This is a genomic window from Achromobacter denitrificans NBRC 15125 (assembly GCF_001571365.1).
Lineage (GTDB): Bacteria > Pseudomonadota > Gammaproteobacteria > Burkholderiales > Burkholderiaceae_B > Achromobacter > Achromobacter denitrificans.
Genome location: NZ_BCTQ01000013.1, coordinates 72412 through 85062, shown reverse-complemented (window position 1 = coordinate 85062; position 12651 = coordinate 72412). Strand labels below are relative to the sequence as shown.

Sequence of the window (12651 nt, the reverse complement as noted above, 5' to 3'; positions counted from 1 at the left end):
TGTGGGTGAAATAACGGGAATGGATGACTTCCCAAGGGGCCGCGCAGGCGGTTCGGGGTACCGATCGGCACAGGTTCCCGGAATGGATTGGTCCCGGAGCCAGGCGGTCAGGCGTAGCCAAGCCTGGACACGAGCGCCGCGGGTGGAGGCCAGCGGGGTTTTTGACGAATATGTGCCAAACTGCATTCTTTAAATCGGGCGCGAACAGGAGCCATGACTACGGGTCAACTCACAGAACAAGATGGCCAGGAGGCCGAAAGCAACGGAAAGGGACTGGCGAATCAGGCGTACGACGCCCTGGTCGACCTGATCCTGTCGCGTGAGCTGAAACAGGGTGAGCAAGTGCAGGAGCGCATGCTTGCGCTGCGGCTGGGCGTATCCCGCACTCCGCTGCGCGAAGCCATGCATCGGCTCGAAGGCGAGCGGATGCTCGAACGCAAGTCCAATAACCGGCTGTTCGTGCGCCAGGTCACCTTGCAGGAGCTCATGGAGGGGCTCTATATCCGCCGGATGCTGGAGTCGGACGCCGCCGCCCGGGCGGCCGGCAACGTGCCGGCGGAAAAGCTGGCCGACCTGCGCAAGCGCATAGAGGCATTGATGAACATGGACTCTCCGGCGGATCCGCTGCACCAGCAGTTGGATGCGGAGCTGCATGGGCTGATCGCCGAGTACTGTGGCAACGAGCTGCTTGCCAGCATGATCGCCAATCTGCGGCAGAAGACCCGGATGTTCTCGCTCAAGCGGCTCGAAAAGCGCATGGTGCCGGTCTGTGGCGAGCACATGGCAATGATCGATGCGCTGGCCAGGGGGGATGCGGAAGCCGCGTCCGCCGAGACGATGCGCCACATCGACAACATCCGGCAGTCCATCATCGACAAGCTGGCCGGCATGTAACCCCGCGGGCGGGATCGTTCCCCGCCGCCCTCAGGTTTCGTCCTTCCCCGCAAATTTCCGCAGCACCTGCCCCAACTCGGTCGGGAATGGAAAAACGATGGTCGAGTTGTTCTGCGTGCCTATCATGGCCAGCGTGCTCAGGTAGCGCAGCTGCATCGCCTCCGGCTGCTGCGACAGCGTGCGCGCGGCGTTGAGCAGCATCTGGGCGGCCTGTTCCTCGCCCTCGGCATGGATGACCTTGGCGCGCCGCTCGCGCTCCGCCTCGGCTTGCCGGGCGATGACCCGCACCATGCCTTCGTTCAGGTCGATGTGCTTGATCTCCACGTTCGCCACCTTGATGCCCCAGGCATCGGTCTGCGAATCGAGGATTTCCTGCACGTCGTTGTTCAGCTTGTCGCGCTCCGAGAGCATCTCATCGAGGTCGTGCTTGCCCAGCACGGAGCGCAGGGTGGTCTGCGCCAGCTCGCTGGTCGCCTGGCGGAAGTTCTCCACCTGGATCACCGAGCGCTCGGGGTCGATCACGCGGAAGTAGATGACGGCGTTCACCTTTACCGAAACGTTGTCGCGCGAGATCACATCCTGGCTGGGCACGTCGAAGACCGCCATGCGCTGGTCCACGCGCACCATCTGCTGGACCACGGGAATCATCAGGATCAGCCCGGGGCCCTTGACGCCGGTGAAGCGCCCCAGCGTGAAGATCACGCCGCGCTCGTACTCGCGCAGGATGCGCACCGCCAGCGCGAACAGCGCCAGCGCCAGCACGAGAATGGGGCCGTAGAAGGCAAGGTTCATCAACATGGCAGGCTCCTGGAAAGTGAGGGTCGAGTGGGGCCGCGCAGGCGGGGCGCTACGCGGGTGTTCGTGGCGGGGGCGCGCCGGCATCCGCGCGAACGCGCAGGGTGACGCCCTGCGCCGACTCGATCACCGCCGTGTCGCCGGCGGCAAGCCCGGTCGGGCCGGTCGCCCGCCAGCGCTCGCCGGCCGCGGCGACATAACCTTGCGCGCCGGTCCAGCTCAGGACCTTGGCGCGTTGCCCGATCAGCGCCTCGACGCCGCTGACGATGGGCGCCCGGCGCGAGCGCAGCGCCAGCCGGCCGATCAGGAAGGTCATGCCCAGGCTTGCCACGGCCACACCCGCCACCAGCGGCAGCGAGACCTCGTAGGCCGGCATGTCCGTATCGACCAGCAGCAGCGCGCCCAGAACGAAGGAGATCGCGCCGCCGACCCCGAGGATGCCGACCGATGGCGTGAATATCTCCGCCACCATCAGCGCGCTTCCTAGCAGCACCAGGGCGACGCCGGCGTAGGTCAGCGGCAGCGCGGACAGGGCGTACAGGCCGATCAGCAGGCAGATCGCGCCGAGGATGCCCGGAAACAGCGAGCCCGGGCTCATGAACTCGAAGATCAGCCCGTATACGCCGACCATCAGCAGCATGAGCGCGAGGTTGGGATTCGTGATCACGGCCAGCAATCGCGTGCGCCAATCGGGCTCGCGTTCCAGCAGCCGCAGCCCCTTGGTATGCAGGACCACTTCGTTGTTGCCCACCTTGACGCTGCGTCCATCTGCCTTGGCCAGCAGGTCCGGCAGGTCGTCGGCGATCAGGTCGATCACGTTCTGCGCGCGCGCTTCGCCGGCCGACAAGCTGGCGGCCGAGCGCACCGCCTGTTCCGCCCAGTCCGCATTGCGTCCGCGCAAGGCGGCCAGCGAGCGGATGTAGGCCACGGCGTCGTTGATGGCCTTGGACTCGCCCGCATCCTTGGGAGGCGAGGGCGGCGCGGCGTCTTCACCGCCTGGCGCCGGCTTTTTGCCGGAAGCCGGCTCCGCGGGCCGCGAGGGACTGCCGCCCAGCGAAATGGGCGTGGCCGCGCCCAGGTTCGTCGCCGGCGCCATGGCCGCGACGTGGCTGGCGTAGAGGATGTAGGTGCCCGCGCTGGCCGCGCGCGATCCGTTCGGGGCCACATAGGCGATGACGGGCACGGGGGAGGCGAGGATCGCGTGGATGATGTCGCGCATCGACGCGTCGAGCCCGCCGGGAGTATCGATGCGCAGCACGACCACTGTCGCTTCCTGTTCGCGCGCGGCGGCCAGGCCGCGGATCAGATAGTCTGCGGTGGCGGGGCCGACGATGCCGTCCAGGGAGAGCACCACGGCGGTTTGCCGGCCGTCCCCGACCTGCTGGGCGTTTGCTGCGGTCGCAGCAAGTGCCGCCGTCACCAAGGCCATCGCCAAGCCGCGCAGCATGCGGAACATCGAATAGATTCCGGACGTCAGGCCAGGGAATAGGGCAGCCATGAGCGGGTCTCCTACGACGGGCTGGCCGGCGGTTCGCGCCGTGCCTGCTGTTCCCAGAGTACACCCTTTGCGTATTGGTTCAGGAAACGGTAAGAATATGAGATCTATGTATTGATTCTCATTTATAATTTTATCCGTGCCATCGCGGCCCACTTCCTTCCAATTCCATGCCAGGAGCAGCCGATGAACGGACCGCCAACAACCAGCTCCGATGGGACCGTCGCCCCCGACGCCAGGCACGATCTCGAATCGGAAGCCGCCCTGCGCGGCGTCTACGCCAAGCCGCCAGCGGCGGTCATCGACAAGACGATGGACCGGTTCGACGCGCACGCCCGCCGTTTCATCGCGCTGTCGCCGTTTTTCTGCATCGGCAGCAGCCGGCCGGGGGCGCTGGCCGACGTGTCGCCGCGCGGCGGGGATCCCGGATTTGCGCAGGTGCTGGATGACTTCCACCTGGCGTTTCCCGACAGGCCCGGGAACAACCGCCTGGACACCCTGACCAACGTGGTGCACGAACCCGGGGTGGGCTTGCTGTTTTTCATTCCGGGCATCGATGAAATGCTCAGGGTCAACGGCGTGGCGCGGGTGTCGGTCGAAGAGAGCCTGATGGAGCGTTTCGTGGTGCAGGACAAGCGGCCGCGTTCGGTGGTGGTGGTGCAGGCGCGGGAGGTCTACCTGCATTGCAGCAAGGCGCTCAAGCGGGCGGACCTCTGGAACCCGGACAAGCGCGTGCCGCGCTCGGCGCTGCCCACGCTGGGGCAGATGTTCCGCGACCAGATCAAGACCATCTTCCCGGCCAAGCTGATCGACTTTGCGTTGAAGCAGGACGCGAAGCGCAATCTGTATTGAGATGGCGGATTGCCGGCATAGGGGTTTGTGGCGATAATTGCGATTAATTCCCATTTCTGAAGAATCAGGCCGCGCCTTGCCATGTCTTTTCCCGAGCAGACTTCCGCCGTCGCCGTGCAGCGTCTCTACGACGCGCATCATGGCTGGCTGTTCGGCTGGCTGCGCCGACGGCTGGGCAATAGCGCCGACGCCGCCGACCTGGCCCAGGACACCTTCGTCGGGCTGCTGAGCGCCTACCGGCGCCGGGCCATGCCGGAACTGCAGGAACCGCGTGCCTACCTGACCACCATCGCCAAGCGCCTCATGGTGGACATGTACCGGCGCCATGCGCTTGAGCAGGCCTATCTGGAGGCCTTGGCGGCCATGCCGGCGCAGCATGTTCCGTCCGAAGAGCAGCGCCTGGCCATACAGCAGACCCTGCGGGAAGTGGACGCCTTGCTGGCGGTCCTGCCGGACAAGGTCCGGGCCGCGTTCCTGTTGTCGCAGCTCGACGGGCTGACGTACGAGGAGATTGGCGCCGAGATGGGAGTCAGTCTGCGCACGGTCAAGCGCTATATGGCCGAGGCTTTCAAGCACTGCATCCTGGCCGCGCCATGACTTCCGTGCCGGATTCCATCGACCCCAAGATAGCGGGCGAAGCCGCCGATTGGCTGGTGCGGCTGCATTCGGGCCGTTTTTCCGAAGCCGACCGGCAAGCCTGTGAGCGCTGGCGCCAGCGCAGCGCCGAGCACGACCGCGCCTGGGCGCGGGCCCAGGCCGTGTTGGCCAGGCTGGGCGGGCTGCCGCCGGGCCTGGGCCGCGCGGCGTTGGAGGCGGGCGCGTCGCGACGCGCGGGGTTGCGCGTGTTGGCGGGCCTGATCGTCGCGCTGCCGGCCGGCTGGCTGGCGTGGCGCACGGCGCCCTGGCAGGCCTGGACGGCCGACTACGCCACGCGCAGCGGCGAGCGCCGGCGGATCGAACTGCCCGATGGCAGCCTCCTGGTGCTCAACACCGCCAGCGCGGTGGACCTGGACTATTCCGAGGAGCGGCGGTTGGTGTTGCTCAGGGAAGGGGAAATCCTGCTGCGGACGGCGCATGCCGTGCATGCCGATCCCCGGCCCCTGCTCGTGCGCACCGCCGAAGGCAGCGCGCAGGCGCTGGGCACTTACTTCAGCGTCCGGCAACTGGACTCGCGCAGCCGCGTCGCCGTGATCGAAGGCCAGGTGCGGCTGCAGCCGCGCGGGGCGTCCGCCGGCCTGGTCCTGAGCGCCGGGCAATGCGCGGAATTCTCCGCCGACAGGGTGCAGCCGCCGCACGCCAGCCCGCATCCGCCGCAGGCCTGGCTGGATGGCGTGCTGTATGCCGATGGCCAGCGGCTGGCCGACTTCCTGCAAGAGCTTGGGCGCTATCGCCCCGGGCTGCTGCGCTGCGACCCCGCGGTTGCCGACCTGCGCATTTCGGGGGGATTCCAGGTGGACGACACCGATGCGGCGCTGCTGGCCGTATCGCGCAGCTTGCCGGTGCGGCTGGTGTTCCGCAGCCGCTACTGGGTGACTGTGGTTCCTGCCTAGCCGGACCGCTCCCAGGGGCCAAGCGCGCATCGCGTGCGCGGCGTTGGGGGCCTTTCTTTTTGGCACCTTTTTCTCTCTCGGCCGACAAGTCCATATAGCACCTTCGCTAGCACTCTGTCGGGATCAGCATGGTTTCAAGCAAGCACACCGCGGCCAGGCCGCCTCATTGGGCGAGCCGTCGGGCGGCCGCAAGCGCCTTGTGCGCGGCGCTGGGATGGATGGCGGCCGCGCCCGCCGTCCTGGCGCAGCCGGCCGGCTCGGCGTCCGGGGCGTCCGCGCTGCCGCAGTTCGATATCCCCGCCGGTCCGCTGGGACCGGCGCTGGCCGCGTTCGCGGGGGCCGCGCGCATCAATCTGTCGTTCGATCCGGCCCTGGCCGAAGGCCGGCGCACGGCGGGCCTGCAGGGAGCTTGGCCGGTAGAGGCGGGGTTGGCTCGGCTGTTGGCCGGCACGCCGCTGGCTGCGCGGCGCGACGGCGCCAACGTCTACACGCTGCGGTTGCTTCCCGCGGAACCGACGCTGCTGCCGGTGGTGCGGGTGGAGGGCGCGAGCGAATACGCCCGGGGCGTGGACGAAGGCCTGGTGGCGCAGCGCAGCGCCGCGGGCACCAAGACCGAAACCCCGATCCTGGAAATTCCGCAAACGGTGAACGTGGTGACGCGCGACGAGATCACGATGCGCGGTTCGCGCAGTGTCGTCGAGGCGCTGGCCTACACCCCGGGCGTCTATGCCCCGGGCGGCAGCGCGGACCTGCGCTACGACAACATCTATCTGCGCGGCGGCTACGCGGCGCGCAACAACCTGGACGGCGCGCGGCTGCCGTATGGCGCCTACAGTTTCGGCATGCTACAGATCGAGCCCTACGGGTTGGAGCGGATCGAGGTCCTGAAGGGGCCGTCCTCGGTGCTGTACGGCCAGAATACGCCGGGCGGCCTGATCAACATGGTGAGCAAGCTGCCCACCGAGACCCCGCGGCGCGAAATCGAATTGCAGACAGGCAGCTACGGCCGGGCCCAGGCCGCTTTCGACCTGGGCGGCCCCGTGGACGAAGCGGGGCAATGGAGCTACCGCCTGGTGGGTCTTCAGCGCGACGCGGCCCAGTCCCCGCATTATTCGGAAGAAGACCGCACCTTCGTGGCGCCGGCGCTGACCTGGCGGCCATCGGCAGTTACCTCGCTGACCCTGCTGGGCTTTTACCAGAAGGATCACCAGGTGCCGCTGTACGGCAACCTGCCGGCGGACGGCACGCTTTATTCCAATCCCAACGGCCGCATTCCGCGCGACCGCTTTGCGGGCGAGCCGGGCTGGGACGCCTATGACCGGGAGCAGTTTTCGGCCGGATACCTGTTCTCGCACCAGTTCAACGACACCTGGACCGTCAAGCAGCAATTGCGCTACAGCCACATGCGGGGCGAGGCGCGCACCACCGTGGGCTACCTGCTCAACCCGGTCGACATGCGCACCTGGTCGCGCACCATGTCGCGCGGCCAGGGCACCGGCTCGACGCTGAATGTGGATACGCAGGCTATCGCGCGTTTCCGCACCGGCGCCGTGGGCCATGAGTTCCTGGCCGGCTTCGACTACCTGAGCATGCGCGATACCTACAAGTTCGCCAATGTCATCGCCGGCGTGCCGCCGCTGGATCTCTACGATCCGGTCTATGGCCTGCCGCGGCCTGGCGTGCAGGACCTGATCCCGCGCATCGACGCCCTCCAGAACACCGAGCAGTCCGGCGTCTACCTGCAGGACCAGCTTTCCTATGGCAACTGGCTGCTGACACTGGGCGGACGCTACGATATGGCGAGCAGCACCACCCGCAACCGGATGACCTCGGGCAAGGTGTCGCAGAGCGATTCGGCCTTTACCGGCAGGGCGGGGCTGACCTACCTCCTGGAAAACGGCTTGGCGCCCTATGTGGCGTACTCCACCTCGTTCGCGCCCACGGGCGGCACTGACTACGAGAGCAACCCGTTCCAGCCGTCCAAGGGCAGGCAGATCGAGGCCGGACTGAAATACCAGCCGCCCGGCAGCGACAGCATGGTGACCTTGTCCGCCTATCAGCTGACGCAGACCAATGTGCTGACCAGCGACACCACGCCGGGACGGCCGCCGGGCTTCCAGGCCCAGACCGGCGAGACGCGCGCGCGCGGCATAGAACTGGAAGGCAAGGCCAGCCTGGGCGGCGGCTGGGATCTCGTCGCCTCCTACTCGTATGTCGACGCCGTCGTGACCAAGAGCTCCAATGTCGACGTCATCGATGGCGTGCCCCAATCGCGCGAAGGCAAGAAGCAGTTCTACGCGCCGGCGCATCAGGCGGCGGCATGGCTGGGCTACAAGGTGCAGGGCGGGCCGCTGCAGGGATTGGGGCTGGGCGCGGGCGTGCGCTATATCGGCGCCGACTGGGGCGACGCTGCGAACACGCTGCGCATTCCGTCGGTCACGCTCGTCGATGCGGCGTTGTCCTATGACCTGGGGCAGATGCGGCCCGAGATGCGCGGGCTGAGCGTGGCGCTGAACGTCAGCAACCTGTTCGACCGGACCTATGTGGGCACCTGCATCACGACCACCTCTTGCACCTACGGCGCCGGACGGCTGGTGCTGGCCACGATGAAGTACGCATGGTGACGCGGCGCGGCGGCTGGCGCGGGACGCTGGCGCGCGCACTGGCCGCCACGCTCGGCGGCTATGCGCTCGTATCGGCCATGGCGGCGGCCGCGGCCTGGCTGCCATGGCCGCCGGCCGACGCCATTCTCTATCCGGCGTTGCTGGCGATTCCCGCCTATGCGGCCCTGGCCATATGGTGCTTCGCGGCGCGCAGCTCGGCCCGGGTGTGGCTGGCCATCGCGGCAGGCTGTATCGGGGCGCTGGGCTTGCGGTGGGGGCTGGCGCCATGAACGCCTATCCGGAAGGCAGCCTGCGCCAGCGCATGTCCTGGCTGCACACCTGGGTGGGCCTGCTGTTCGGCTGGATTGCGTTTGCGGTATTCCTGACCGGCGGGCTGAGCGTGTACGCGCCGGAGATCGGCCGTTGGATGACGCCCGAAAGCGCGGCGGCAGGCTCGGCGAGCGGGAATCGGTCCCTCGCCCTGGCGCAGGCATGGCTGGAACGCCATGCCTCCCGCGCGGCATCATGGCGGGTCGAGCTGCCTGACGCGCGCCATCCCTTGATGGCGCTGTCATGGCACGGCGAGGAGGGCGAAGGAACCGCGATGCTGGACCCGGCCAGTGGCCGCGAGATTCAGTTGCGCGACACGGAGGGAGGCGAGTTCCTGGTGGAGTTCCACTACAGCCTGCACGCTGGGCAGGCCGGCATATGGCTGGTGGGAGCGTGCAGCTTGGCCCTATTGGTAGCGCTGGTTTCGGGCGTCATTGTGCATCGCCGGTTCTTCGCGGACTTCTTCACATTCCGGCCGCGAGCCTCGCCGGGGCGCGCCTGGCTGGACGCTCACAATGCGCTGTCGGTGCTGCCCCTGCCTTTCCATTGCATGATCGTGATTACCGCGTTGAGTACGCTATTGCTGTCCTATCTGCCGGCGGGCGTGCACAGTCGGTTTGGCGGGGACATGGGGGCGATGGTGGCCGAGGTCTTTCCTCGGCCGCCGGCCACGCCCGCGCCGGGGAACGCGGCAGCCATGCAGCCCTTGGCGGCGCTGGCGCAGCGGGCGGAGTCCATCCTGGGCGCAGGCAAGGCCGCTGTGGTCGAGGTCAGGCAGCCAGGCACGCAAGGGGCCATGGCGGACGTGTGGCGCCGCTTCGACGACAGGCTGATGGCGTTTCCCGATCGCGTATCGATGCGCGCCGCCACGGCGGAAATCGTCGATGCGCACACGGCGTATCCCGGATCCCTGCAACTCATCCGGACGCTGGGCGGACTGCATTACGGCTATTACGCCGCGCCGCTGCTGCGCGCGCTGTATTTCCTTCTGGCGCTGTGCGGCGCCGCGATGATCTCCACGGGGCTGGTGCTATACGCGGCCCGGCCGGCCTCGGCCGCTTCGGCGTTCGGGCGGGCCGCGCACCGCCTGAACGTGGCCATGGTCTGCGGACCGGTATGCGCTTGCGCCGCCTATCTGCTGGCCAACCGTCTTGCCTGGCCGGCATCTCCAGGCTTGCATGAGCGCGAGGTGCTGGCTTTCTTCCTGGCCTGGGGCGCTTGCGGGGCGCACGCGCTGGCGCAGCGTGGTTCCTGGTTGTGGCGGGAGCAATGGCGGGCGGCGGGCTTGCTGTGGCTGGCGGTCATTCCGGCAGATTTGCTGGCGCTGGCCCCCGACGCCGGCCTGCGCGCCGCCTTGGCCACGCCGCTGCATTGGGCGGTCTGGGCCGCTTGCGCCCTGGCCGCCCTGGCGTGCTGGTATGCGGGCGGCAAGCGGGGCAAGGGGGGCCCGGTAGCGGGCTAGAAGCTCAATTCCGCGCTCAGCATCGCCCGGCGTTCATTGCCCCACACGATGGTCGAGCCGTTCGCGAACCGGTTGCGGTCGTAGTAGGTCTTGTCGAACAGGTTCTTGATGTTGAGCTGCAGCTTCAGGTCCATGCCGTTGGCCAGCGTGTTGTTGTAGAACAGCGCCAGGTCCACGATCCCGTAACCCGGGTTGTAGTCGGTCCGGGAGTAGGGGTTGTAGTACGTTCCCACGCTGGGGTCGCGCCAGGCGTTGTGGCTCTTGCTCCAGGCCCGCAGGCCCACGGCCACGTGCGCCGTGCCGTAGTCGGGGTCCTGGTAGACGCGGAACTTGTTCCATAGCGCGACGTTGTGGGCGGGCATATTGGGCTTGCTGCGGCCCTGGGCGTAGGGATCGGCCGTGTCCACGTATTCGGTCTTCAGGTATGCGTAGGAGAGCGACGCGGCCCACCAGTCCGTCAGCAGGCCGGAGAGTTCGAGCTCTATGCCCTGCGAACGTTCCAGGCCCGCCAGCCCCGTGCGGCAGTCGCCGGTGCCGTCGGCGCTGCCCGGCGTGCCGGGCGCCGGCGCGGCCAGGGGATCGCATTGGCCTTCGGACTGCGCGGCCATCGGCATGTTCTTCTTGTCGATGCGGAAGACCGCCGCGGTAAACATGGCGCGCGCATCGAAAAGGTCCTGCTTGATGCCGAGCTCGTACTGCTTTCCTTCCTGCGGCTTGGTGATGTACTGGCCGCTCATGTCCAGCAGGTTCAACTCGTTCGGGTAGAACGATTCGCCGTAGCTCGCGTAGACGGTGGTGCTCGGCGTGAAGTCGTGCATGAGCGCGATGCGCGGCGACCATTTGCTGATCTTGTTGCGCTGCTCGCGGTCGGCGGGGCGGTTGTCGAACTGGGCCCATCCCATCGCCAGCAGCAGCCGGGTCCTGTCGTTCGGAAAATGCAGCATGTCCTGGAAATACAGGTTCAGGTCATTGCGCTTGGTGGCTTCGCCCAGCGGGTCTTCCCAGATGCGGTCCTGGTACGCCCAGTTGCCGTAGTCGGGATCGAAGATGTTCAGCGGCCCCGGCGTGTACGGCTGGCCCGGCCGGGAGTCCGAGGCCACTTTGCGCCCGCTGGACCGGGTTTGCGTGTGGCCGTAGCCCATGCCCGTCAGCCAGTCGTGGCGGAATGCGCCGGTATGGGCCTCGCCGCTCAAGTCCATGCCGACGGACCAGTTGCGGTCGCGGCTCTGCCGTCCGCTCACGTAGCGTTGCACATTGCCGTTCGCGTCCGGGCCGTTGCCGGCATTATTCACGCGCGTGTTCTGCCACCACTGCTTGGTTTCCTGGTAGTTGGCGTACGCGGAAACGTTGAAGCTGTTGTTCGGCCGCCAGCGGGCGTCCCAGAGCAGGCTGTCCGTTTGCATGACTGCCCGGTCGTTGAGGCTGCCCCAGAAGAAATCGCGGGGCACCGGATAGTAGCCGCCGTAATAGGGGCTTTTCGGATTGCTGATCCGCATATTGTTTTCCTGTTCCGGAACGGCCCGCATGTCCATGCGCTCGTACGTCAGGGTCGTGTCGAACCGGGAATTCGGCGCATAGGTCAGCGCGGCGAGCGCGCTCTTGGGTTCCTGCCAGATGTGGTCCTGGTCGTCTTCGGTGTGCGTGTAGCTGCCGACCAGGCGGTACAGGAGGGTGGCGTCCTGGTTCAAGGGGCCGGTCATGTCCACCATCGATCCGTAGGAGCCTTTGCTGTCCGTGCGCCCGCGGATCGTATAGGCCGCCTCTGCCTGCGGGCGCTTGTAGGTATAGTTGACGATGCCGCCGGGCTCGGCGGCGCCGTAGTACAGCGCCGCGGGGCCGCGCAGCAGTTCCACGCGCTCCAGGCTGTCGGGGCTGCGTGCCGTGGAGGCCGAGCTGTAGGTGCGCTGGCCATTTATCAGCAATTGTCCCGCGCCACCCGTGGAGAAGCCGCGCACGTTGATCGAGCGCGACATGCTCTGGCCGATGTCGCCATTGCCGCTGGTCGTGGTTACCCCGGCGAAGCCTTCCAGCGTGTCGTAGATATTGGCGTCCCCGCGCTCGACGATCAGCTCCTTGGGTGCCTGGTTGATCGTAAAGGGCGTCTGCCGCGGCGGCAGGGAAGTCTTGGTCGCGATGGACGTCGGCGTGTCGGCGATGTAGCCGGACAGGCCGTCTCCCGAGACGGTGACCGGCGCCAGCTGGGCCACGCCCTGCGGGCGGACCGTGGCGACCTGTCCGCGCAGGGTATAGACCAGGTCGCTATTGGACAACGCGCTGCGCAGCGCCTGTTCGGGCGTCATTTCGCCGTGGATGGCGGGCGCCTGTATGCCCCGGACCTGCTGGGGGTCGAAGGCGATCGACAGCCCGGTGTACCGGCTCAGCTCGACCAGCGTTTTCTCCAGCGGCTGCAACTCTATGCTTAGCATGACGGCCTGACCGGTCTGGGCGACTTGCGTTTGCGCTTGCGCCGCTTGCGCGTGGACGCTCCAGAGCAGCATGGCGGCCAGCGCCGTCCCGCGCCGCCGCCCCGCGCGCGGCGTCCACCGGTTCTTGACGCGCGTCCTGCACTTTCCGGCCTGCATGGCGATTCTCTCCCTTCCTGGATGTTCGATTCCCTAAAGACAATCCAGCGAGTGGAATCCTGATATTGAGACGTGTTTTTATTTGTGC

The 12651-nt window shown here is 67.3% G+C and carries 10 protein-coding genes; 7 read left to right on the top strand and 3 right to left on the bottom strand.

All coding sequences use genetic code 11. The annotated features are described in order from the left end of the window. Positions 1–213: 213 nt before the first annotated feature. Positions 214–894: a GntR family transcriptional regulator gene (locus ADE01S_RS13090; protein WP_062682130.1), complete on the top strand. Its 681-nt coding sequence runs from the start codon at positions 214–216 to the stop codon at positions 892–894. A gap of 30 nt (positions 895–924) precedes the next feature. Here the strand turns inward: ADE01S_RS13090 and ADE01S_RS13085 are convergent, their stop codons facing one another. Both ADE01S_RS13085 and ADE01S_RS13080 read right to left on the bottom strand, forming a co-directional pair. Then, entirely contained in the window at positions 925–1692 is a 768-nt protein-coding gene (locus tag ADE01S_RS13085) for a slipin family protein (RefSeq protein ID WP_062682129.1), read from the bottom strand. A 49-nt stretch (positions 1693–1741) separates the two neighbouring features. Continuing rightward, complete coding sequence (locus tag ADE01S_RS13080) at positions 1742–3187, bottom strand: NfeD family protein (protein WP_082775784.1); 1446 nt, start codon at positions 3185–3187, stop codon at positions 1742–1744. Positions 3188–3370: 183 nt separating this feature from the next. Between ADE01S_RS13080 and ADE01S_RS13075 the strand changes: the two genes are divergently transcribed. From ADE01S_RS13075 to ADE01S_RS13050, 6 genes are all read left to right on the top strand, one after another. Then, entirely contained in the window at positions 3371–4036 is a 666-nt protein-coding gene (locus ADE01S_RS13075) for a pyridoxamine 5'-phosphate oxidase family protein (RefSeq protein WP_062682128.1), read from the top strand. An 81-nt stretch (positions 4037–4117) separates the two neighbouring features. Continuing rightward, on the top strand, positions 4118–4633 hold the full coding sequence (locus ADE01S_RS13070) for a sigma-70 family RNA polymerase sigma factor (RefSeq protein WP_062682127.1): 516 nt from the start codon (positions 4118–4120) through the stop codon (positions 4631–4633). After that, the gene (locus tag ADE01S_RS13065) at positions 4630–5586 is read left to right on the top strand and encodes a FecR domain-containing protein (RefSeq protein ID WP_062682126.1); all 957 of its coding nucleotides are present in this window, start codon (positions 4630–4632) and stop codon (positions 5584–5586) included. The genes ADE01S_RS13070 and ADE01S_RS13065 overlap by 4 nt, the downstream gene beginning before the upstream one ends. A 128-nt stretch (positions 5587–5714) precedes the next feature. After that, positions 5715–8210 (top strand): TonB-dependent siderophore receptor, encoded by a 2496-nt coding sequence (locus ADE01S_RS13060; protein ID WP_062682125.1) that lies wholly within the window; start codon positions 5715–5717, stop codon positions 8208–8210. Continuing rightward, complete coding sequence (locus tag ADE01S_RS31800; protein WP_062682124.1) at positions 8204–8479, top strand: hypothetical protein; 276 nt, start codon at positions 8204–8206, stop codon at positions 8477–8479. The genes ADE01S_RS13060 and ADE01S_RS31800 overlap by 7 nt, the downstream gene beginning before the upstream one ends. After that, positions 8476–9981, top strand: a complete 1506-nt coding sequence (locus ADE01S_RS13050) for a PepSY-associated TM helix domain-containing protein (protein ID WP_062682123.1) — start codon at positions 8476–8478, stop codon at positions 9979–9981. The genes ADE01S_RS31800 and ADE01S_RS13050 overlap by 4 nt, the downstream gene beginning before the upstream one ends. Here the strand turns inward: ADE01S_RS13050 and ADE01S_RS13045 are convergent. Then, positions 9978–12563, bottom strand: coding sequence for a TonB-dependent siderophore receptor (locus tag ADE01S_RS13045; protein ID WP_082775782.1), 2586 nt, complete (start codon positions 12561–12563; stop codon positions 9978–9980). The two genes, ADE01S_RS13050 and ADE01S_RS13045, sit on opposite strands and share 4 nt — an antisense overlap. Between the last annotated feature and the right edge of the window lie 88 nt (positions 12564–12651).